20 protein-coding genes are annotated in these 20,866 nt (G+C 64.4%); 18 read left to right on the forward strand and 2 right to left on the reverse strand.

The window, feature by feature from the left end; translation table 11 throughout:
• The first annotated feature begins 257 nt into the window (after positions 1–257).
• The 10 genes from JNL31_RS14585 (at position 258) to JNL31_RS14630 (ending at position 11,011) form a co-directional block, all read left to right on the forward strand.
• Complete coding sequence (locus tag JNL31_RS14585) at positions 258–614, forward strand: hypothetical protein (protein ID WP_294974639.1); 357 nt, start codon at positions 258–260, stop codon at positions 612–614.
• The gene (locus JNL31_RS14590; protein ID WP_294974642.1) at positions 604–882 is read left to right on the forward strand and encodes a hypothetical protein; all 279 of its coding nucleotides are present in this window, start codon (positions 604–606) and stop codon (positions 880–882) included. Before JNL31_RS14585 ends, JNL31_RS14590 begins: the two co-directional genes overlap by 11 nt.
• Before the next feature lie 495 nt (positions 883–1,377).
• Positions 1,378–3,561, forward strand: coding sequence for a NosR/NirI family protein (locus JNL31_RS14595; RefSeq protein ID WP_294974645.1), 2,184 nt, complete (start codon positions 1,378–1,380; stop codon positions 3,559–3,561).
• A 12-nt stretch (positions 3,562–3,573) separates the two neighbouring features.
• A complete protein-coding gene (gene nosZ / locus JNL31_RS14600) occupies positions 3,574–5,526 on the forward strand; it encodes a TAT-dependent nitrous-oxide reductase (RefSeq protein ID WP_294974648.1) in 1,953 nt (650 codons plus the stop codon).
• A 1-nt stretch (position 5,527) separates the two neighbouring features.
• Positions 5,528–6,856, forward strand: coding sequence for a nitrous oxide reductase family maturation protein NosD (locus tag JNL31_RS14605; RefSeq protein ID WP_294974650.1), 1,329 nt, complete (start codon positions 5,528–5,530; stop codon positions 6,854–6,856).
• Positions 6,822–7,718, forward strand: coding sequence for an ABC transporter ATP-binding protein (locus JNL31_RS14610; protein WP_294974652.1), 897 nt, complete (start codon positions 6,822–6,824; stop codon positions 7,716–7,718). Before JNL31_RS14605 ends, JNL31_RS14610 begins: the two co-directional genes overlap by 35 nt.
• Positions 7,715–8,536, forward strand: coding sequence for an ABC transporter permease subunit (locus JNL31_RS14615; protein WP_294974655.1), 822 nt, complete (start codon positions 7,715–7,717; stop codon positions 8,534–8,536). Before JNL31_RS14610 ends, JNL31_RS14615 begins: the two co-directional genes overlap by 4 nt.
• Positions 8,533–9,087, forward strand: a complete 555-nt coding sequence (locus JNL31_RS14620; RefSeq protein WP_294974657.1) for a nitrous oxide reductase accessory protein NosL — start codon at positions 8,533–8,535, stop codon at positions 9,085–9,087. Before JNL31_RS14615 ends, JNL31_RS14620 begins: the two co-directional genes overlap by 4 nt.
• A gap of 2 nt (positions 9,088–9,089) precedes the next feature.
• The gene (locus JNL31_RS14625) at positions 9,090–9,986 is read left to right on the forward strand and encodes an FAD:protein FMN transferase (protein ID WP_294974659.1); all 897 of its coding nucleotides are present in this window, start codon (positions 9,090–9,092) and stop codon (positions 9,984–9,986) included.
• Between the two features lie 176 nt (positions 9,987–10,162).
• The gene (locus JNL31_RS14630; RefSeq protein ID WP_294974660.1) at positions 10,163–11,011 is read left to right on the forward strand and encodes an IclR family transcriptional regulator; all 849 of its coding nucleotides are present in this window, start codon (positions 10,163–10,165) and stop codon (positions 11,009–11,011) included.
• Here JNL31_RS14630 and JNL31_RS14635 read toward each other — a convergent pair.
• Complete coding sequence (locus tag JNL31_RS14635; protein ID WP_294974663.1) at positions 10,936–12,000, reverse strand: Gfo/Idh/MocA family oxidoreductase; 1,065 nt, start codon at positions 11,998–12,000, stop codon at positions 10,936–10,938. The two genes, JNL31_RS14630 and JNL31_RS14635, sit on opposite strands and share 76 nt — an antisense overlap.
• Complete coding sequence (locus JNL31_RS14640) at positions 11,997–12,479, reverse strand: MaoC family dehydratase (RefSeq protein WP_294974666.1); 483 nt, start codon at positions 12,477–12,479, stop codon at positions 11,997–11,999. The genes JNL31_RS14635 and JNL31_RS14640 overlap by 4 nt, the downstream gene beginning before the upstream one ends.
• A gap of 84 nt (positions 12,480–12,563) precedes the next feature.
• Here JNL31_RS14640 and JNL31_RS14645 point away from each other — a divergent pair, with 84 nt between their 5' ends.
• From JNL31_RS14645 to JNL31_RS14680, 8 genes are all read left to right on the forward strand, one after another.
• Positions 12,564–13,133, forward strand: coding sequence for a MaoC family dehydratase (locus tag JNL31_RS14645; protein ID WP_294974669.1), 570 nt, complete (start codon positions 12,564–12,566; stop codon positions 13,131–13,133).
• Positions 13,126–14,259 (forward strand): extracellular solute-binding protein, encoded by a 1,134-nt coding sequence (locus tag JNL31_RS14650; protein WP_294974671.1) that lies wholly within the window; start codon positions 13,126–13,128, stop codon positions 14,257–14,259. Before JNL31_RS14645 ends, JNL31_RS14650 begins: the two co-directional genes overlap by 8 nt.
• The gene (locus JNL31_RS14655) at positions 14,256–15,449 is read left to right on the forward strand and encodes a CaiB/BaiF CoA-transferase family protein (protein WP_294974674.1); all 1,194 of its coding nucleotides are present in this window, start codon (positions 14,256–14,258) and stop codon (positions 15,447–15,449) included. The genes JNL31_RS14650 and JNL31_RS14655 overlap by 4 nt, the downstream gene beginning before the upstream one ends.
• Positions 15,450–15,487: 38 nt before the next feature.
• Positions 15,488–16,810 carry a sugar ABC transporter substrate-binding protein gene (locus tag JNL31_RS14660; protein WP_294974676.1) on the forward strand — a complete coding sequence of 441 codons (1,323 nt, stop codon included), beginning with the start codon at positions 15,488–15,490 and terminating at the stop codon, positions 16,808–16,810.
• Positions 16,811–16,879: 69 nt separating this feature from the next.
• Positions 16,880–17,782 carry a carbohydrate ABC transporter permease gene (locus JNL31_RS14665; RefSeq protein ID WP_294974678.1) on the forward strand — a complete coding sequence of 301 codons (903 nt, stop codon included), beginning with the start codon at positions 16,880–16,882 and terminating at the stop codon, positions 17,780–17,782.
• A complete protein-coding gene (locus JNL31_RS14670; RefSeq protein ID WP_294974680.1) occupies positions 17,779–18,648 on the forward strand; it encodes a carbohydrate ABC transporter permease in 870 nt (289 codons plus the stop codon). The genes JNL31_RS14665 and JNL31_RS14670 overlap by 4 nt, the downstream gene beginning before the upstream one ends.
• A gap of 3 nt (positions 18,649–18,651) precedes the next feature.
• Entirely contained in the window at positions 18,652–19,746 is a 1,095-nt protein-coding gene (ugpC, locus tag JNL31_RS14675) for a sn-glycerol-3-phosphate ABC transporter ATP-binding protein UgpC (RefSeq protein ID WP_294974683.1), read from the forward strand.
• Complete coding sequence (locus tag JNL31_RS14680; protein WP_294974686.1) at positions 19,746–20,858, forward strand: mandelate racemase/muconate lactonizing enzyme family protein; 1,113 nt, start codon at positions 19,746–19,748, stop codon at positions 20,856–20,858. Before ugpC ends, JNL31_RS14680 begins: the two co-directional genes overlap by 1 nt.
• Positions 20,859–20,866 lie beyond the last annotated feature (8 nt).

A 20,866-nucleotide genomic window follows, 5' to 3' on the forward strand; every position in this document is an offset into this window, starting at 1 on the left:
TTGGTGCAAGGACTCCGCGTCTTGCGGATCACCCGATCCGAATCCTGACGCGTGTGTCAAGAAGCGACCTTGCACTACAGTGATCCAAGCGATCCAGAACCGGATCGAGGCGGTGACACTTGCGGACAAGATCGCCGAATGGCCAGGACTGTTCCGGCTAGAGCAACAAGAGCGATGGAATCGGCAGCCAGAGGTAGAGTTCTCGAGCAGTTGAACTGATTCAGACCAATATTTGTCGGGTTCCGTGTTGTCGGTACATGATGCGCGAGATGGTTTGTGTCCGCTTTTCCAGGCATTTTCTTGCGGCCCTGTTCGCCGCGGTCGCGAGCCTTCCTTCGACCTACCTGAATGCCGAGACCGCGCCCTGTGGCGCGTCGAACCCTGTCTGCAACCCCGACAACACCGTCGTCGCGCAGGTCGTCGCGCTGAAGCAGGTTTACGTCTACAACCGCTTCGGCGCGTTCAATCCGGGCGTGATGCTCCGTGCGCTGCGCCGCGACGTGGTTGTCGGCGGTGAAGACGAGGACGAGAATACCTTGGCACACCGAACCCGGCAGTGGTGCCTTTGCCCGGGGGGCCGCTGCCGCCGATGCCAAGGCAATCATGGCGCATGACCGCGCTGCCAAGCCGTTCTTCTTTCGCGCCAACTTCGGCGAGTGCATCGTGTTCGAGGCGACGAACCCGATCCCGTCGACCCTGAACCTCGACGTCTTCCAGATGTTCTCTCCGACCGACACCATCGCCCAGCACATCCACCCGGTGAAGTTCGACGTGATGGCTCCGGCGGGTCGGGCAACGGCTGGAACTACGACACCGGGATCTTCTGGCCGAACGGCCGAGGGAACGGATCGTCGCGAACATCCCTTACCGGGGCTTTGCTGAGCTGAAGCCTCTGACCCACCGGATGTCCCTGGCGGGCGAGGCGATGGAGGGCGATATGCCGAGCCGTGTCCCGACACGCTGCCAGCCGATCCGGTCAAGGCGGAACATACGCTGGAGGATTGTCCCTGGTGCCGGCGCAGTCGACGATTCAACACGGGCGGGCCGATCTCTTGCGTGGCCAGCACCCTTTCGCTCGCCACTGCGACCGAGATGGACAAGGCCGGGCGCGAACACAATCTGGCCGTCGCGATTTCGCGCAGCTTTACACAGCGCCGCCCCTGAACCAGGTGATCAGTCCGCCGGGCAGTGTGCGTTGCGGGTTGCGCGATGAAGAAGAAGCCGAACAATAAGACCGACAGGCGGGTCTGGAAGTGGCTCCAACCTTCTTGGCCAGGTGTTATAGTGAGCCGAGGCTTTGGCCTTTCCGGGCGCTTGAGTTAGGTCAAGGCCGGGTCTGTCGATCCGCACTAAGCAAGGGCCGATCTTGGGGGCTCCATGAAAGCGTTCATTCAATTCCTTCTCGGACTGGTGCTGCTGATGCCCTTGCCGTCAGCGGCAGAATCGGTCCTGGAAGAGCTTCTGCCGAAAGTTGGCGCTGCGGAGCTGGTCGAAGGCGCCGACGGGTTCGGGCCTATCCGTGACGATACGCCCGCCGCCCCTGTCCTGAAGGGGAGCGAGACAATCGGCTGGGCCTTCGTCACCAGCGATTTCGTGTCGACCACCGGCTATTCCGGCAAGCCGATCCACACCCTTGTCGCCGTGGATAAGGAAGCGCGGATCATCGGTGTAAAGCTTCTGAAGCACTCGGAGCCCATCGTATTGATCGGAATTCCGCAGGCCAAGATCGATGCCCTGGCGCAAAGCTATGTCGGCGTCGACCTGGTGGCGGAGGCCAAGTCGGGCGGCACTTCGCATGACGTCGACATTATCTCGGGCGCCACCGTGACGGTGATGGTGATTGACGACTCCATCGTGCGCGCAGGGCTGAAGGTGGCACGGACGCTTGGCCTGGGCGGGCTGGTGCCCGATGCGGCCCCCACCGGTCCGACCTATGAACTGAACCCGGACGCTACCGCCGCCCCGGACTGGATGGCGCTGGAAGGCGATGGCACTCTGCGGCGGTTGTCGCTGGACGTGGGACAGGTCAATGCCGCCTTCGCCGCGCTTGGCGACCCACGCGCCAGCGAACGCGCCCTGACCGAGGCGCCCGAAACCACCTTCATCGAGATGCAGGCGGCGCTGGTGTCGCACCCCGCTATTGCCAAGGCCATTCTGGGCGAGGGCGAGGCGGCGAACCTGTCGAGCTGGTTGACACAGGGCGAAAGCGCGATCGTCATCGTCGGTCGCGGGCTCTACAGCTTCAAGGGCTCGGGCTATGTGCGGGGCGGTATCTTCGACCGGATCGTGCTGATTCAGGATGATGTCTCGGTCCGATTCCACGACAAGATGCACAAGCGGCTGGTCGCGGTCGCAGCCAAGGACGCGCCGGAATTCACCGAAGTCGACCTGTTCAAGATTCCCGCTGACGTCGGGTTCGACCCGACAAAGCCGTTCCGCATCCAGCTTCTGGTGCAGCGCGAGGTCGGGCCGATCGAGAAGCTCTTCACCACCTTCGACCTTGGCTACCAGCTGCCCGAGAAATACCTGCGTCCCGTCGCGGCGCCAGTCGTGACCGAAGATACCGCCCCAGCCGAAGCGGTGGCGGCGCAGGACGAGACGGCGGCGCAGCAGGCGCTGTGGAAGCGGATCTGGGCCGACAAGCGGATCGAGATCGCGATCACGGCGGCGATGTTGGGCGTGCTGACGCTGGTCTTCTTCTTCCAGTTCTTCGCCACCCGGAATGCGCGCCGGTTCTACTGGTTCCGCATGGGCTTCCTGACCGTGACGCTGGTCTTTCTGGGCTGGTACGCGAACGCGCAATTGTCGGTGGTGAACCTGATGGCGCTGTTCGGGGCGCTGGTCAGCGGGTTCAGCTGGCAGGCGTTCCTTCTGGACCCCCTTACCTTCATCCTGTGGTTCAGCGTGGCGGCCTCGCTGATCTTCTGGGGGCGGGGGGCCTATTGCGGTTGGCTATGCCCGTTCGGCGCGCTGCAAGAGCTGACCAACCAGATCGCCCGCAAGCTGCATATCCCGCAATGGACGTTGCCTTGGGGTCTGCATGAGCGGTTGTGGCCGATCAAGTACATGATCTTCCTGGGCCTTTTCGGGGTAAGCCTGATGAGCATCGAGCAGGCCGAGCACCTGGCCGAGGTCGAGCCGTTCAAGACCGCGATCATCCTGAAGTTCGTGCGCGCCTGGCCTTTCGTGGCCTATGTGCTCGCGCTTCTGGCGGCGGGGCTGTTCGTCGAGCGGTTCTACTGCCGCTATCTCTGCCCGCTGGGTGCGGCGCTGGCGATCCCGGCGCGCATCCGCATGTTCGACTGGCTGAAGCGCTACCGCGAGTGCGGCAACCCCTGCCAGACCTGCGCCAACGAATGCCCGGTGCAGTCGATCCATCCGACGGGCGAGATCAATCCGAACGAATGCATCGACTGCCTGCACTGCCAGGTTCTGTACCAGTCGACGACCAAATGCCCGGTCGTGATCAAGAAGCTGAAGCGGCGCGAGACCGCTTCGGCAAGCCCGGCCCGCAACATCTCGGGCCATCCGAACTCACCCAAACCCCAACCTGCTGAATGAAAGGGACAGATCATGTCTGAACGACCCACCTCGGGGATCTCACGCCGCGGCCTTCTGGGAGCCACGGCGGGCGGCGCGGCGCTTGCGGGCGCATTGGGCGGCCGCCTTGCGCTTGGCACCGGCGCGGGTGTCGGCGCGCTGGCGCTTGGCACCTCGGCCGCCGTCGCACAGGCGGCGGAAGGCTTTGAAGTCGCACCCGGCCAGCTCGACACCCACTACGGCTTCTGGTCTTCGGGCCAGACCGGCGAGATGCGCATCCTGGGCATCCCGTCCATGCGCGAGCTGATGCGGGTTCCGGTGTTCAACCGCTGCTCGGCCACGGGCTGGGGCGAGACCAATGAATCGGTCCGCATCCACCAGCGCACGATGAGCGAGAAGACCAAGAAGCAGCTGGCCGCCAACGGCAAGAAGGTTCACGACAACGGCGACCTGCACCACGTCCACATGTCGTTCACCGACGGCAAGTACGACGGCAAGTATCTGTTCATGAACGACAAGGCGAACACCCGCGTCGCCCGTGTCCGCGCCGACGTGATGAAGTGCGACGCGATCCTGGAGATTCCGAACGCCAAGGCGATCCACGGGATGCGGCCGCAGAAGTTCCCCGGCACCAAGTACATCTTCTGCAACGGCGAGGATGAGGCGCCGCTGGTCAACGACGGCTCGACCATGCAGGACGTGTCGACCTATGTGAACATCTTCACCGCGGTCGATGCCGAAGCCATGCTGCCTGCCTGGCAGGTCATGGTCTCGGGCAACCTGGACAACTGCGATGCGGACTATGAGGGCAAGTGGGCCTTCTCGACCAGCTACAACAGCGAAATGGGCATGACGCTGGCCGACATGACCGCGAGCGAGGCTGACCACGTCGTCGTCTTCAACATCGCTGCCATCGAGGCCGCCATCGCAGCCGGTGAAGGCGAAGAGCTGAACGGCGTCCGGGTGCTCGACGGGCGGAAGGACGCGAAGTCGCAGTTCACCCGCTACATCCCGATCCCGAACAACCCGCACGGCTGCAACATGGCACCGGACAAGACGCACCTCTGCATCGGCGGCAAGCTGTCGCCCACCGTTACGGTGCTGGACGTCACCAAGTTCGACGCGCTGTTCAACGACAACGCCGATCCGCAGACCGCCATCGTCGCGCAGCCGGAGCTGGGCCTTGGCCCGCTGCACACCGCCTTTGACGGCAACGGCAACGCCTATACCTCGCTGTTCCTGGACAGCCAGGTGGTGAAGTGGAACATCGCCGACGCGATCAAGGCCTATGCCGGCGAAAAGGTCGACCCGATCAAGGACAAGGTGGACGTGCAGTACCAGCCCGGCCACCTGAAGACCGTGATGGGCGAGACGCTGGAAGCGGAAAGCCAGTGGCTTGTCTGCCTCTGCAAGTTCTCGAAGGACCGCTTCCTGAACGTGGGCCCGCTGAAGCCGGAGAACGATCAGTTGATCGACATCTCGGGCGACAAGATGGTGGTGGTGCACGACGGACCGAACTTCGCCGAACCGCACGACGCCATTGCCGTGGCGGCCTCGAAGCTGAACCCGCTGTCGGTCTGGAAGCGCGACGACAAGATGTGGGCCGAGACCCGCAAGCAGGCCGAGGCGGACGGGGTGAACCTGGACGACTGGCAGGACATGGTGATCCGCGACAAGGACGATCCGAAGAAAGTTCGCGTCTACATCTCCAGCCAGGCGCCGAACTTCGCCCTGGAAAGCTTCACGGTGAAGGAGGGCGACGAGGTCACGGTGACGGTCACCAACCTGGACGACATCGACGACCTGACGCATGGCTTCACCATGGGCAACCACGGCGTGGCGATGGAAATCGGGCCGCAGGCGACCAGTTCCGTCACCTTCACGGCGGCGAATGCCGGGGTTTACTGGTACTATTGCCAGTGGTTCTGTCACGCCCTGCACATGGAGATGCGCGGCCGGATGTTCGTGGAACCGACCGGGGCCTGACATGTTCGCGCGCCTGATCACCCTGCTGGTCCTGCTGTCCACGCCGATTTCGGCGGCGGATGTGCATGTCCAGCCGGGCAAGGGCACGCTGGCCGCAGCCATCGCCGGGGCGGCCCCCGGCGATGTGCTGATCCTCTCGGGCGGGGCCTATCTTGGCCCCGTCACCATCGACCGGACCCTGACCCTGCAAGGTGACGGCACCGCCACCATCGACGGCCAGGGTCAAGGCACCGTCATCACCGTCACCGGCGACGACGTGGTGCTGACCGGCCTGCACATGACCGGCTCGGGCGGCGTCAACGCCGACATCGACTCTGCGGTCAAGATCGTAAAGGGCGCCGACCGCACGCGGGTCGAGGGCAACCTCTTGACCGACAACATGCATGGCGTGGATGTGCATGGTGGGCTGGATACCCGGGTCGTGGACAACGTGATCGAAGGCCGCAAGAACCCCCGCATGAACGAACGCGGCAACGGCATCTACGTCTGGAACAGTCCCGGCACCGTGATTGAGGGCAACGACGTTCGCTGGGGCCGCGACGGCATCTTCTCGAACGCGTCGAAAAAGGGCACCTACAAGAACAACCTGTTCCGCGACCTTCGTTTCGCCGTCCACTACATGTACACCCACGACAGCGAGATCAGCGGCAACATCAGCATCGGCAACCACTTGGGCTTTGCCATTATGTTCAGCGACCGCGTGGTGGTGAAGGACAACCTCTCGCTGGGCGACCGCGAACACGGGCTGATGCTGAACTTCGCCAACAACGCCGATGTGGCGGGCAATCTCGTGCGAGGTGGCACCAAGAAATGCCTGTTCATCTACAACGCCCACAAGAACCTGATCGCGAACAACCGCTTCGAAGGCTGCGGCATCGGCATCCACTTCACCGCAGGATCGGAACGCAACATGCTGACCGGCAACGCCTTCATCGCCAACCAGGAGCAGGTGAAATACGTCGGCACAAGGTTCATGGAGTGGAGCTTCGAAGGGCGCGGCAACTACTGGTCGGACCATCCGGCCTTCGACCTGAACGGCGATGGCATTGCCGACGGGGTCTATCGCCCGAACGACCTGATGGACCATATCCTGTGGTCGCAACCCGCAGCCAAACTCTTGACCGGCTCTCCCGCCGTGCAGCTGGTGCGCTGGTCGCAGTCCTCGTTTCCGGCGATCCTGCCGGGCGGCGTGACCGACAGCCATCCCCTGATGCAGCCCATCACCATTCCCGTCCGAGCTGACGTTGCCGCCATGGAAGCGGCCGTCGCGGGACGCTGGAGCAAAGGCAATTACGATGATCTCGACATTGACGATCTCGGCACTCACTAAGCGCTTCGGTGAGGTGGCCGCGCTGACCGGGGTCAGCCTGACCGTTGCTCCCGGCGAACGGGTGGCGCTGCTTGGTCACAACGGCGCGGGCAAGTCGACGCTGATGAAGATCATCCTTGGCCTGATCCCGATGACCAGCGGTCAGGTCACGATCTGCGACGCCGCCCCCGGTTCGGCCGCCGCCCGTCGCGCTGCGGCTTACCTGCCCGAAAATGCCGCCTTCCATCCGGCGCTGACCGGACTGGAGATGATCCGACACTACCTGACTCTGCGCGGCGAAAGTCCGTCGCTGGCGATGCCGCTTCTGGAGAAGGTCGGTCTCGCCCAAGCCGCCCGCCGCCGGATCGGCACTTATTCCAAGGGCATGCGACAGCGCGTCGGGCTGGCGCAGGCGCTGATCGGTCATCCCCGCCTTCTGGTGCTGGACGAGCCGACCTCGGGCCTCGATCCGGTTTCGCGGCGCGAGTTCTATACGCTTCTCGACGATCTTGCAGCAAAAGGCGCGTCGATCCTCCTATCCTCTCACGCGTTGACCGAAGTGGAGGCGCGAACCGACCGCATCGTGATCCTGTCCAAGGGGCAGATGGTCGCCGAGGGCTCGCTGCCCGAGTTGCGCCGCCGGGCTGACCTGCCGGTCGCGCTTCATGTCACTGCGCGCAATGGCTATGCGCCCGACATCGCCCGGGCACTACCCAACGCAATCCTGGTCGACGGGGCGTTGCACCTGACCTGCCCGCAGTCAAAGAAGCTGGAAACGCTGGGCCGTATTGCGGGGCTTGGCGACAAGGTGGCCGACCTCGAAGTGCTTCCGCCAAGCCTTGAGGATCTCTACGCCCATTTCAGCCAGGGGACCGCGCAATGATCCGCATCCTGTCAACCGCCCGAACCGAGTTCCGCATCGCGCTCCGCAACCGCTGGGTCGCCATCGCGATGGTGCTGATGGCGGTCTTTTCGCTGGTCCTCGCGCTGGCTGGCTCCGCTCCGACCGGCGGGCTGGGGGTGGACCGGCTGTCTGTCACGGTCGCCTCGCTGACCTCGCTGTCGGTTTACCTGATCCCGCTTCTCGCGCTGCTGATGAGCTTCGATGCCATAGCCGGAGAGACGGAACGGGGTACGCTGCCCCTCCTTCTCGCCTATCCAATCGCGCGGTGGGAGATACTGACGGGCAAGCTCTTTGCCCATCTTGCCATCCTGGCGCTGGCGGTCCTGCTGGGGCACGGTCTAGCTGCCGCCGTCACCTTCTGGTCTGATCCGACGGCGGTGAACGGGCTGTCGGCGCTGTGGCGGCTGTCCTGGTCTTCGGTCCTGCTGGGCGCGACCTTCCTGGGCGCGGGGTATGCTCTTTCGGCTCTAAGCCGCCGTCCCTCCGGAGCGGCAGGCCTCGCCATCGGGCTCTGGCTTGGCCTTGTCGTCCTTTACGACCTCGCGCTTCTTTCGGCCATCGTCGCCGACAACGGCGGCTGGTTCACCACTGACGCCTTCCCGGTCGCGCTCCTGGCCAACCCGGCCGATGCGTTCCGTCTGTTCAACCTCACCGCCTCGGGTGCCACTGCCGCCGCCGCCGGGGTGGGCGGGGCCGCGGACGCCATTCCGCTGTGGCAATCGCTTGCCTCGGTCCTGCTCTGGCCGCTTGCCGCGCTGGCCCTCGCCATCGCCGCCTTCCGAAAGGTAACGCCATGAAGCGCGTCCTTCTCTTCGCTCTCGCTCTATCCGCCTGCCAGGAAGATATCGCCCAGAACACCGACCCGCTGCCGCTTACACCGGAAACGCTGGGGTACTTCTGCCAGATGAACCTCCTGGAGCACGAGGGTCCTAAGGGGCAGGTCCATCTCGACGGCCTGCCCGGTGCCCCCCTGTTCTTCAGCCAGGTGAGCGACCTTGTGACCTACCTCCGCCTGCCTGAGCAGAGCAACACCGTGCTTGCGATCTATGTCAGCGACATGGGGGCTGCGGGGGCAACCTGGGACCAGCCCGGCGCGGAGAACTGGACGGATGCCACGAAGGCCACCTATGTCGTAGGAGCCGATGTGACCGGCGGCATGGGGGCGCCGGAGCTTGCGCCCTTTGCCGACCCCGCCAAGGCCCGCGCCTTCGCGGCGCTGCACGGAGGTTCGATCATGGGGCTGGAGGCGATCCCCGACAGCGCGCTCACGCCCCTGACCCCCGATCTCACCGGGGGCGACGACGACTATGCCCGCCGCCTGAAATCACTGTCCGGAACTGGGGGCTGACCATGTTGACCCGTCGCCGCTTCATCGCCATTTCGGCCGCCCTGGCCCCCTCAATGGCGTTTGCGCAGAAATCCGAACTGCATGTTGAAACCGGCATCGCCCTTGGCGCGAATGTCACTCTGCGGCTGCAACATCCCGAAGCGCCGCAGCTTGCCGCGCTGGCCATGGCCGAGATCCGGCGGCTGGAGCGGGTGTTCTCCCTTTACCTGCCCGACTCTGCGCTCGTCCGGCTGAACCGAGAGGGTCAGCTTCGCGATCCGGCCTTCGAGCTTCTGGAATGCCTTGCGCTGGCGGGTGCGGTCCATGCCGCAAGCGAGGGACGATTCGATCCGACAGTCCAGCCGCTGTGGCGGGCGGAGGCGCTGGCGCGCGAGGCGGGGCGGCCACTGTCGGACATCGAGCGGGCGGCTGCCGGGGCGCTGATCGACTGGGCGTCCGTCAGGCTGGAGCCGGAGGCCATCACGCTCCGTCCCGGCATGGCACTTACGCTGAACGGCATCGCCCAGGGCTATGTCGCGGACCGCGTCGCCGCGCTGTTGGCCGCACATGGTCTGACCCGTGCCCTGATTGACACTGGTGAGATGGTGGCGCTGCCCGACGGCGGCTGGCCGGTCGAGCTGGAACCGGGCGGCAGACTGGACTTGCGGGATCGGGCGCTCGCAACCTCGGCGCCGCTGGGAATGACCTTTGGCGCTGATGGCATCACGAGCCACATTCTTGACCCGCGGACCGCGCGCCCCGTTGGCCCGACCTGGCACAGCATAAGCATTTCGGCGCGTTCGGCCGCGCTGGCGGACGCCCTCTCGACCGCGGCATGTCTGGCTGAGGATCGCGAGACGATGGACCGGATTGTGGGTCGGTTCCCAGCTGCGGTCATCGAAGGGACAGCGATAGGCTGATCCCGTCCGGCACGCAGAACGATGCCGGGAATGACACAAGGCGGCGAGCGGGCCGTCACCCGGCCCTTGGTTCCTTGGGCAGGCCCACGGACTTGTTGGTCGAACGTTGAACCATGGCGAGACTGCCACTATTGTCTTTACAAGCTGAACCATGCTGCAATCGGATCCTTCCCGCCATGGCCGAAGACAAAGCGCAACGATATACGGCGCCCGCGCTAGAGAAAGGGCTGGATATCCTTGAACTGCTGTCCTCGTCGGTGGTCGGACTGTCGCTGAGCGAAATCGCGCGGGATCTTGGCCGGTCGGTGTCGGAGATCTTTCGCATGCTCGTGGTATTGCAGGAGCGCGGCTATATCGCCCAGGATCCGGCGTCCGAAAAATACGGGCTGACGATGCGCCTGTTCGAGGTTGCGCACCGGACGCCGCTGATCCAGCGGCTGACAACGGCGGCAGAACCCCTGATGCGCGACCTTGCGCACCGGATCAACCAGTCGGTGCACCTGGCGATCCTGTCCGACGATGCGGTGCTGATCGTGGGGCAGGTCGACCCGCCCGCGCGGCATGTCATGTCGGTACGGCTCGGCACGCGGGTCGATTTGTGGCGGGCATCGTCGGGGCGGGTGATGATGGCCTATCAGGATGAGGACCGGCTGGCCGAAATGCTGCGGCGGACCCCGTTGCCCGCGGGCGCGGACGAAACCCGGCTGCGGGCCGATCTGGCTGACATCAGGAAACGCGGACACGAGGTGGTGGACAGTTTCGTCGTCAAGGGCGTGGTGAACATTTCCGTGCCGATCATCGACCACTCGGGCCATGCCGTTGCGGCACTGACCGTCCCCCATATCGAACGCTTCGGCGAGTCGGTCAGCCTGGCGGATTGCTGCGTTCAAGCGATCGGCATTGCCGACAAGCTGACCCGCCGCCTGGGTGGCGGTGCCGTGGACCGTGGCTACGACAGATCAAGCGAAACGGCGGGCGTCTCCAGCGCGGTGAAGCAGGCCTCAACCAGGGCCATCGTCTCGTAGGCATCCTCGACGCCGGAAAACAGCTCGCTGTCCTCGCCGGTCGCGAAGCGTTGCAGGTTGCGCATCGGGCCCATGAAGGCTTCGATGAACCAGCTGCCGGTCAGGGGCACCTGCCGCCAGTCGCCGCCGTTCTCGCAGAACCACAGTTCGTCCGCCTCGCCGTGCGGATAGTCGAAGTCGACGCCGAGCTTGACCATCATCGCGCCCTTCGTCCCCTCGATGCGGAACCAGGCCGACTGGAATTTCCTGCCGCCCTGATGGTTGTGGTTGATGCTCATCACCCCGCGCCGCAGGTCGCCCCAATCGAGGATCGCCGTGGTGCGGGTCTGGGCGAAGCCGGGGGCGCGGGGATCGCCCATCGAGCGGGCGAAGGCCGCCTTGGGGGTGCCGAAGATCGCGCGGATTGAATCGAGGTAGTGGATCGAGTGGACAAGGATTTCGACCCGCTTCATCGGCAAAAGGAAGGGGAACAGCGTCCAGGGCGTGAAGATGTTGAGATGGACCTCGATCTCCAGCTTGTCGCCGATCAGCCCGGCCTCGACCGCCTGCCGCGCCGCCATCATCATCGGCGAGAAGCGGAGCTGGAAGTTGACGGCGGCCTTCAGGCGCTTTTCCCGGCAGATGGCGCGGATTTCCCGGGCATTGGCCAGATCGCTGCCCATCGGCTTCTGGATCAGGACTGCGGCGCCATCGGGCAGGTCGCGGAGGATCGGCACGATGGCGACAGGGGGGACAGCCATGTCATAGACCACGGAGTTGCCATGCGCAGCCACGGCTTCGGTAACGGTTGCATGCGTCTGGGGAATGGCGAAATCGCGGGCGAGGGCTGTGCGACGACCCGAGTCGATCTCCGCCACCGCTGCCACCGTCAGCCCGGCCTTGGCATAGGCCGGAAGATGCGCATCCCGCACGATGCCGCCGGCGCCGATCAGCACAATCGGCAACGGGCTGGTCGGAGCGGGCCAGTCCTGGGCAAAATCCTCGATCATTTCGTCCCCTCGCGCTTTTCGACCAGCAGGATGTGTTCACAATACATGACCGTCTTGCCATCCTGGTTCTTCGTCTCGCAGATTTCGACCACCTGGCCGTGGTTCGGCCGCTTCGGATCATCCGCCTTGCGCCCGATGGTGACGGTGGTGCGGATCGTGTCGCCCGCAAAGACCGGCGTGGGAAAGCGCAGCCGTTCGTAGCCATAGGTCATGGCGCGCGGGTTGATGACGGTCGCGGTCAGGCCGATGCCGATGGCGAAGGTCATGGTGCCATGGGCGATGCGGCGCTTGAACGGCTGGCCCTTGCAGAACTCGGCATCCATGTGATGCGGGAAGAAATCGCCCGAATGCCCGGCGTGAAAGACGATGTCGGCCTCGGTGATCGTGCGGCCCAGTGTCTGCCGTGCGGCACCGACCATGTAGTCCTCGAAGAACTGCTCTTGCTCCACCTTTTCCTCCCGATCCCTGTCTGCATGCATTTTCTTTCATAAAAAAGATTTTGACAAATGAAAATAAATGATCAACCTTGCGACCGAGGCTGCGGAAAGCGGCAGGGGGGATGAATGGCCGAAATCGGGGTTCACGCACGGGGCTTGCCGGGCCTGCCTGAGGACCATGCCGCTGTTCCGGTCTGGAATGCAGAAGACTGGTATTTCGAGGATTTCATCGTCGGCGACCGTATCCGTTCGATCCGCCGGACCATCGCCGAAGGCGAATCGATGCAGTTCAACAGCCTGGTGATGGATCACCATCCCTATGTCAGCGACGCACTTTTCGCCGAACAGGAGGGCGTCTTCGGTCGCCGCCTTGTCGCCGGGGCTTTCGTGTTTTCGCTGGGGTTAGGGCTTGCCGCGACAAACTGCCTGAACTCGTTCAGCTACGGCTATGACCGGCTGCGCTTCATCAAGCCGGTCTTCATCGGCGACACGATCTACACCATCCGCGAGAACCTCTCGAAGGAAGTTCACAACGACCGGATGGGCAAGCTGCGGGTCAGCTACTCCGTCTACAAGGCGCCGGGCGAGCTGGTGCTTTACGCCGAACATCTGCTGACCGCGCTGTACCGCGATCCCGCGCGCTTCGCCGAAGAAGCGCAGGCGAAAATGGCCGCGAAGGAGAAGGCCCGTGGCTGAGATCACCCTTCGCGGCATGACCTGGGACCACGCCCGTGGCTTCGATCCGATGGTTGCGACCTCCGCCGCCTATGCCCGGGCACATCCCGGCGTGACGATCGACTGGGAACGCCGTTCGCTTCAGGCTTTCGCTGACCGGCCGATTTCGGAAATGGCGGAAACCTATGACCTGATGGTGATCGACCATCCGCATGTGGGCGAGGTGGCCAAGCAGGGCAATCTCTTGCCGCTGGACGGGTTGCGCGATGCCGAGATGGCAGCCCTGGCGGCGGGCTCGGTCGGGCTGTCGCATCCGTCCTACAATTTTGCTGGACGCCAATGGGCGCTGGCCATCGACACGGCAACGCCCGTGGCTGCCATGCGCCCCGACAGGCTGGAAGCCGCGCCGACGCTTTGGAGCGAGGTTCTGGCGCTTGCCCGGCAGGGCAGGGCGGGTTTCGCACTGATCCCGATCAACGCGCTGATGACGTTCTTCGGCCTCGCACGGAACCTTGGCTACGACATCGCAGAAGCGCCAGACCGGCTGATGGCCCCCAACGAGGCCGGCCATGTCCTTGACCTGCTGCGGGAAATCGTTGCGCTGATGGACAAGCGTGTGCTGATGCTTGACCCGATCGGCATCTATGAATGGATGGGGCGAAACGAAGACGGGCCGCACTATTCGCCCTTTGGCTATGGCTATACCAACTATTCGCGCGCCGGTTTCTGCCCCTTCCCGCTGACCTTCCACGATGCGCCGGGCGTCAAGCAGCCGGACCCGACAGGCACCGTCCTTGGCGGCACCGGCATCGCGGTTTCGGCTTTCACCAAGCATCCCCAGGTTGCCGTCGACTATGCCTTCTGGATCGCCGCGGGCGATTGCCAGAAAGGCCTGTTCACCGAAAGCGGTGGCCAGCCTGCGCACGCAGCAGCCTGGGAGGACGGTGCCTGCAACGCCATAACGCGCGACTTCTTCCGCAACACCCGCAGGACGCTGAACACCGCCTGGCTGCGGCCGCGCTATGACGGCTACATGGGGTTGCAGGACCGTGCTGGAAGCATCGTTCACCGATGCCTGACGGGTGAGGCCACAGTTCCCGAAACCATCCGCGCCCTCGATGCGGCCTACCGGGAGAGCCGCGCATGACGCTGCCGCTGGAGGGCATCCTCGTTGTCGATTTCAGCCAGTTCCTGTCGGGGCCGCTCTGCGCGCTGCGGCTGGCCGATCTGGGGGCGCGGGTGATCAAGATCGAGCGGCCCGGCGTCGGCGACCTGTGCCGCACGCTTTATCTGTCGGATACCGACATCGGCGGCGCGAACAGCCTGTTCCACGCGATCAACCGCAACAAGGAAAGCTTCACCGCCGACCTCCGCGATGCGGGCGACCGGGCCATGGTGACAGAACTTCTGGCCCGGGCCGACGTGGTGATGCAGAACTTCCGCCCCGGCGTGATTGACCGGCAGGGCTTCGGCTATGAGGACGTGAAGGCGTTCAATCCCGGCGTCGTCTTCGGGTCGATCTCTGGCTACGGCGAGAAGGGTCCCTGGGTCGACCTGCCGGGACAGGATCTTCTGGCGCAGTCGCGCTCGGGTCTTCTATGGCTGACGGGAAGCCGCGACGATCCGCCGATGCCGATGGGTCTGGCGGTGGCCGACATGATGGCGGGGAATGCGCTTGCACAGGGCATCCTTGCCGCGCTGGTCCGCAAGGCGCGGACGGGACGGGGGGCCAAGGTCGAAACCTCCCTGATCGAGGCGCTCTTGGATTTCCAGTTCGAGGTGCTGACCACCTATCTGAACGACGGCAACCGCATGCCGGTGCGCGCGGCAGTCAATGGCGCCCATGCCTATCTGGGCGCGCCCTATGGCGTCTACCGGACCGGCGACGGTTGGCTGGCGCTGGCCATGACGCCTTCGCTGGAACGGCTGGCGGGGCTGATGGGGATCGGCGGGCTGGAGCGGTTTTATGGTGATGCGTCAGCGGCGATGACCGAGCGCGACACGATCAAGGCACGCATTGCCGAAGCTGTGGAGCTGAAGACAACGGAGGATTGGCTGGCGATCCTGCAACCCGCCGACATCTGGTGCGCCGAAGTGCTGGACTGGCCGGCGCTGTTTCAGTCCGAAGCCTTTCGCCGCCTTGGCATGGTCCAGCGCATCACGGGGCCGGATGCCACGCTCGACACGCTGCGGGGGCCGATCCGGCTGGACGGGGCGGCGCTTTACCACGACCGCGCGGCCCCCGCGCTTGGCGAGGGACGCGACAGGATTATCCGGGAGTTCGGTCTTGGGGCCGGGTCCCGAGGCGACGGCGCACCTCCGGCAATGGCGGTGTGAATGAATCGGCGCAACGGCGCCATATCTGGGAGGATGAGATGAGGAAGATCACTGCACTGATGGTTGGAACGGCGCTGGTCGCCGTTGCAGGCATGGCTTCGGCCGACGAGACCTGGGGCGATTATGCCGGTTACACGCTGCGTGTGAAGCTGATCGGCGGCGCGCAGTACGAAAAGCTATATGCCGAGATCCCGAAATGGGAAGCGGCGACCGGCGCCAAGGTGGAGATCGTCAGCCGCAAGAACCACTTCGAGCTGGACAAGGAGATCAAGCAGGACGTCGCGGCGGGGACGATCGACTATTGCGTCGCCTCGAACCACACCTCCTTTGCGCCGCAGTACGGCGACATCTACATCGACCTGAACGGCGTGATGAAGCCCGAGGTTCTGGCCGAATTCGACGCGCTGGCGCTGAAGAACGCGACGGTGAACGGTTCGCTGGTGCAGTTGCCGCGGCATTCCGACATCTCGAACCTGTTCTACAAGAAATCGCTCTACGAGGATCAGGCCAACAAGGACGCGTTCAAGGCCAAGTATGGCTATGACCTTGCGCCGCCCGAAACCTTCGACCAGTTCAAGGATCAGGCGATCTTCTTCGCCAAGGCGCCGGATTTCTTCGGCACCCAGTTCGTCGGCAAGGACGAGGCGATCACCGGTCGCTTCTACGAGATGTTGGTGGCCAACGGCGGGGCGCTGTTCGACGAAAACTGGAACCCGACCTTCAACTCTCCCGCCGGTCTGAAGGCGCTGATGTGGTTCAAGGAGCTTTACGACGCCAAGGCGGTTCCAGCCGGGTCGCTCAACTATCTCTGGGACGACACCGGGATGGGCTTCGCCTCGGGCACGGTAGCGATGGACCTTGACTGGGCGGGCTGGGCCGCATTCTTCAACGATCCGGCCAATTCCAAGATCGCGGGCGACGTGGGTCTGGTCCGGGCGCCGAAGGGCGATGGCGGCAAGCGGTCGGGCTGGTCGGGCAGCCACAGTTTCTCAATCACCACAACCTGCGACAACCAGCCGGCGGCGGTGTCCTTCGTCACCTTCCTGACCGATCACGACAACCAGATGATCGAAGCGCGTCAGGGCCTGCTGCCAACCCGCACCCAGGTCTGGAAGGACATCACGGCAGAATTCGAAGCCGCGGGCAATCCCTTCATGGTCGAGGTGTTCAACACCTACAGCCAGTCGATGGCGGAAGATGCTTTCACCCCACCGCTGATCGAGCCGTGGATCGAGGTGTCGAACGTGATCTGGCCGAACCTGCAGAAGGGTATCCTGGGCGAGATGGAGCCGCAGGCCGCGCTGGATGACGCTGCCGCGAAGGCGAAGGTCATCATGGAGGATGCGGGTTACATCAAGTGATCCGATGACCCGGGGGGCGGTTGCGACCGCCCCCACCGATCCCTGCACCACGCCCACCGAGGGGGAGCGATGCCGTTCTGGAGACGCGAAAGCGCCACGCCATTCCTGTTGCTGACGCCGGCGATGCTGACCATGGCCTTTGTGGTGGTGTTCCCGCTGGTGTTCTCGATGTATACCAGCTTCACCGGCTTTCGCCTGACCAAGCCTGCCAGTCTTTACGACTGGGTCGGGTTCAGGAACTACGCGCGCATCCTGTCGGACCCGGAGTTCTGGATCCCGTTCGGGCGCACCGTCCTGTTCCTGACCGTCGTGCTGAACGTCGAATTCCTGCTGGGCCTTGGCATCGCGCTGCTGATCAACCGGATCACCTGGGGCCAGCGGACGCTGCGCACCATCATGATGTTCCCGATGATGTTCTCGCCCATCCTGGTCGGGTTCATGTTCAAGTTCCTGTTCAACGACAACATCGGCATCGTGAACAACGCACTGCAATCGCTTGGCCTGTCGGACGGGGCGATCCCCTGGCTGGTGGATGGCAAGCTCGCGTTCTTTTCCATCGCCATCGCGGAAGTCTGGATGTCAACCTCGGTCTTCGCGATCCTGCTCCTGGCCGGACTTTTCGCCATGCCGCGCGACCCGCTGGAGGCCGCCAAGGTCGACGGCTGCAATGCCTGGCAGACCTTCCGGCACATCACGCTGCCCTTCCTGATGCCCTTCGCCTATATCGCGATGGCGATCCGCTCGCTGGATGTGGCCCGCGCCTATGACATCGTGACGGTGATGACCGACGGTGGACCGGCGGGGCGGACCGAGATCCTGTGGACACTGATCGGGCGGGTCGGCTACGACAATTCGCGGATGGGGATGGCCAACGCCATGGCCTATGTCTCGACCATCCTGTCGATCCTCTTCACCTGGTATTTCTACCGCAAGCTGGTTGCGGCCCGCCGCTACATGGGGGGTGCGCAATGAGTGCAGTTGTCGAAAGCCAGACCTCGAAGCAGGTGAAGCGCGCGGGCCTGACGGCGCTGGCCTTCCTTCTGATGGTGGTCATGTGCGTGCCCGGCCTCTGGGTGGTGCTGTCGGCCTTCCGTCCGAATGGGGAGATTCTGGCCAAGCCGCCCGTGTGGGTGCCGGAAAATCCGACCTTCGACAATTTCCGCAAGATATTCGGGCTTGGCACCGATCAGGTGGCGATCCCGGTCGGCAGCTACTTCATGAACTCGCTGATCATCGCGCTGACCTCGACCCTCATCGCTTTGGCCATCGGCATGGCCGGGGGTTACGCCTTCGCCCGCTATCGCTTCCGCGGCAAGGGCGGCATCTTCCTTGGCCTAATGCTGTTCCGCGCCGTGCCGGGGATCGCGCTGTCGCTGCCGGTCTTCATCATCTGGAGCAAGCTGGGCATCATCGACACCAAGCTGGGCCTGATCATCGTCTATGTCAGTCTGAACGTGCCCTTCACCATCTGGCTGATCGACGGCTTCTTCCGGCAGATCCCCCTGTCCTTGTCCGAGGCGGCGCAGGTCGATGGCTGCACCCGCTGGCAGGCCTTCTGGAAGATCGAGTTTCCGTTGGCCCGCTCCGGGATCGCGGCGGCGGGGGTGTTCGCCTTCCTGACCTCGTGGAACGAGTTTGCGCTGGCAAGCCAGCTGACCCGCTCCACCACTTCGAAAACCCTGCCTGTGGGCCTTCTCGACTTCACGGCGCAGTTCACCATCGACTGGGCGGGCATGTGCGCGATGGCGGTGATCATCATAGTCCCGGCGCTGATCCTGACCTTCCTTGTGCAGAAACATTTGATTGCCGGTCTGACCTTCGGCGGCGTGAAAGGATAAGACATGGCTGAGATCACGCTAGAAAAGGTCGTCAAGAAATACGGGGCGGTAAATGTCGTCCACGGCATCGACCTGACCATCGCGCATGAGGAATTCGTGGTGCTGGTCGGGCCGTCGGGCTGCGGCAAGTCCACCACGCTGCGGATGATCGCCGGACTGGAGGATATCTCCGGCGGCATCGTCAGGATCGGCGAGCGGGTGGTGAACGACCTGCCACCGCGCAAGCGCAACATCTCGATGGTGTTCCAGAATTACGCACTTTACCCGCATATGAACGTTCGCGAGAACCTGGGCTTCGGCCTGAAGATTGCAGGTGAGGCGCCCGATAGCATCACCAAGCGCGTCGACGAGGCGGCAGATATCCTGGGCCTGACGCCACTGCTGGACCGCACCCCGGCGGAACTTTCCGGCGGCCAGCGCCAGCGCGTCGCCATGGGCCGCGCCATCGTTCGGCGACCCGAGGTGTTCCTGTTCGACGAGCCGCTGTCTAACCTTGATGCCAAGCTGCGCGGCCAGATGCGGGCCGAGATCAAGAAGCTGCACCAGAAGGTGCGGACCACGGTCGTCTATGTCACCCATGACCAGGTCGAGGCAATGACGCTGGCCGACCGGATCGTCGTCATGAAGGACGGGCGGATCGAGCAGGTCGGCACGCCGATGGAGGTGTTCAACCATCCCCGCTCGACATTTGTGGCGACCTTCATCGGCAGCCCGCCGATGAACCTGTTGCCCGCAACCATCGACGGCGGCGCGGTCCGGCTTGCCGACGGCACCGTCGTTCCGGTGCCCGAGCGGCTGAGGGCCTTCACCCGCGACGGGCAGAAGGTCACGCTCGGCATCCGGCCCGATGACATAAGCCCGGTCGGCCATGGCCTGTCGCAGGACGGGCCAGGGGCCGAGGTCGGGATGGTGGCGGAACTGGCCGAACCCTTGGGCATGGAAAGCCTGATCTACACCCGCCTTGCCGGGCAGGAGGTGCTGGCCAAGCTCTACGGTCCGCGCATCGTCCAGCCCGGAGAGGCCCTGATTTTCCGCATGGCGCTCGACCGGGCGCATCTCTTCGATGCCGAAACCGGCCTTTCTGTGAGGGCTGACTGATGGCCCGCATCGCCCATGTCGAGATCCTGATGGTGACGCTGGTGCCGCTGGTGAAGCGGACCGACGCGATCCAGTCCTTCGTGGCGCAGGAAACCCCGATGGTGCGCATCACCGACTCGGACGGTGCGACCGGCACCGGCTACAGCTACACCATCGGCACCGGCGGTCCGGCAGTCATCAGCCTTCTGCGCGAGACGCTGGTGCCGCGCCTCCTTGGCCGCGAGGCGGAGGAGATCGAGGCGATCTGGCGCGACCTTCTGTTCGCCACCCATGCGACGGCGGTGGGGGCGATCACCTCCATCGCGCTGGCGGCCATCGACACCGCGCTGTGGGACCTGCGCTGCCGCCGGGCCAAGCTGCCGCTGTGGCGCATGGCAGGCGGGGCGAAACCGGCGATTCCGCTCTATTCGACCGAAGGCGGCTGGCTGCATATCGAGACGTCTGCGCTGGTCGAGGATGCGCAGGCGGTCAAGGCGCAGGGCTTTGCGGGGTCCAAGGTCAAGGTCGGCAAGCCGCATCTGGCCGAGGACCGGGCGCGGCTTTCCGCCGTGCGCGCCGCGGTGGGCGACGATTTCCGTCTGATGGTCGATGCCAACCAGGCCTTCCATTTCCATGAGGCCCTCCTCCGCGCCCGGATGCTGACCGAGGTTGGGATCACCTGGTTCGAGGAACCGATGCCCGCCGACGACCTGACCGGCCATGCCCGGCTGGCCGAACAGTCGGGCGTGCCGATTGCGGTGGGCGAAAGCCTCTATTCACCTGGCCAGTTCGCCGACTACATGCAGGCGCGGGCCTGTTCCATCGTGCAGGTCGACGTGGGGCGGGTGGGCGGCATCACCCCCTGGCTCAAGGTCGCACATATGGCCGAGGCGATGAACCTGGCCGTCTGCCCCCATTTCCTGATGGAGCTGCATGTCAGCCTGGTCTGCGCCATCCCGAATTCCTGGATGCTGGAATATATCCCGCAGCTCGACCCGATCACGGAAACCCGGCTCGACATCCGCGGGGGTCACGCGCACCCGCCGGAGGTGCCGGGCTTGGGGATCGGCTGGGACGAGGATGCGATTGCGCGGCAGGTGGTGCCGGGCAGCCGGTCGGAACATCGGATCTAGGGGGGCAA

Origin of the sequence: Tabrizicola sp. (assembly GCF_016792905.1) — a bacterium.
In the GTDB taxonomy this organism is placed as follows: domain Bacteria; phylum Pseudomonadota; class Alphaproteobacteria; order Rhodobacterales; family Rhodobacteraceae; genus Tabrizicola.

Bases quoted from the DNA above. Each gene is read 5' to 3' on its own strand.
- JNL31_RS14585 (WP_294974639.1), top strand. From the start codon at position 258: ATGATGCGCGAGATGGTTTGTGTCCGCTTTTCCAGGCATTTTCTTGCG.
- JNL31_RS14590 (WP_294974642.1), top strand. From the start codon at position 604: ATGGCGCATGACCGCGCTGCCAAGCCGTTCTTCTTTCGCGCCAACTTC.
- JNL31_RS14595 (WP_294974645.1), top strand. From the start codon at position 1,378: ATGAAAGCGTTCATTCAATTCCTTCTCGGACTGGTGCTGCTGATGCCC.
- nosZ (WP_294974648.1), top strand. From the start codon at position 3,574: ATGTCTGAACGACCCACCTCGGGGATCTCACGCCGCGGCCTTCTGGGA.
- JNL31_RS14605 (WP_294974650.1), top strand. From the start codon at position 5,528: ATGTTCGCGCGCCTGATCACCCTGCTGGTCCTGCTGTCCACGCCGATT.
- JNL31_RS14610 (WP_294974652.1), top strand. From the start codon at position 6,822: ATGATCTCGACATTGACGATCTCGGCACTCACTAAGCGCTTCGGTGAG.
- JNL31_RS14615 (WP_294974655.1), top strand. From the start codon at position 7,715: ATGATCCGCATCCTGTCAACCGCCCGAACCGAGTTCCGCATCGCGCTC.
- JNL31_RS14620 (WP_294974657.1), top strand. From the start codon at position 8,533: ATGAAGCGCGTCCTTCTCTTCGCTCTCGCTCTATCCGCCTGCCAGGAA.
- JNL31_RS14625 (WP_294974659.1), top strand. From the start codon at position 9,090: ATGTTGACCCGTCGCCGCTTCATCGCCATTTCGGCCGCCCTGGCCCCC.
- JNL31_RS14630 (WP_294974660.1), top strand. From the start codon at position 10,163: ATGGCCGAAGACAAAGCGCAACGATATACGGCGCCCGCGCTAGAGAAA.
- JNL31_RS14635 (WP_294974663.1), bottom strand. From the start codon at position 12,000: ATGATCGAGGATTTTGCCCAGGACTGGCCCGCTCCGACCAGCCCGTTG.
- JNL31_RS14640 (WP_294974666.1), bottom strand. From the start codon at position 12,479: ATGCATGCAGACAGGGATCGGGAGGAAAAGGTGGAGCAAGAGCAGTTC.
- JNL31_RS14645 (WP_294974669.1), top strand. From the start codon at position 12,564: ATGGCCGAAATCGGGGTTCACGCACGGGGCTTGCCGGGCCTGCCTGAG.
- JNL31_RS14655 (WP_294974674.1), top strand. From the start codon at position 14,256: ATGACGCTGCCGCTGGAGGGCATCCTCGTTGTCGATTTCAGCCAGTTC.
- JNL31_RS14660 (WP_294974676.1), top strand. From the start codon at position 15,488: ATGAGGAAGATCACTGCACTGATGGTTGGAACGGCGCTGGTCGCCGTT.
- JNL31_RS14665 (WP_294974678.1), top strand. From the start codon at position 16,880: ATGCCGTTCTGGAGACGCGAAAGCGCCACGCCATTCCTGTTGCTGACG.
- JNL31_RS14670 (WP_294974680.1), top strand. From the start codon at position 17,779: ATGAGTGCAGTTGTCGAAAGCCAGACCTCGAAGCAGGTGAAGCGCGCG.
- ugpC (WP_294974683.1), top strand. From the start codon at position 18,652: ATGGCTGAGATCACGCTAGAAAAGGTCGTCAAGAAATACGGGGCGGTA.
- JNL31_RS14680 (WP_294974686.1), top strand. From the start codon at position 19,746: ATGGCCCGCATCGCCCATGTCGAGATCCTGATGGTGACGCTGGTGCCG.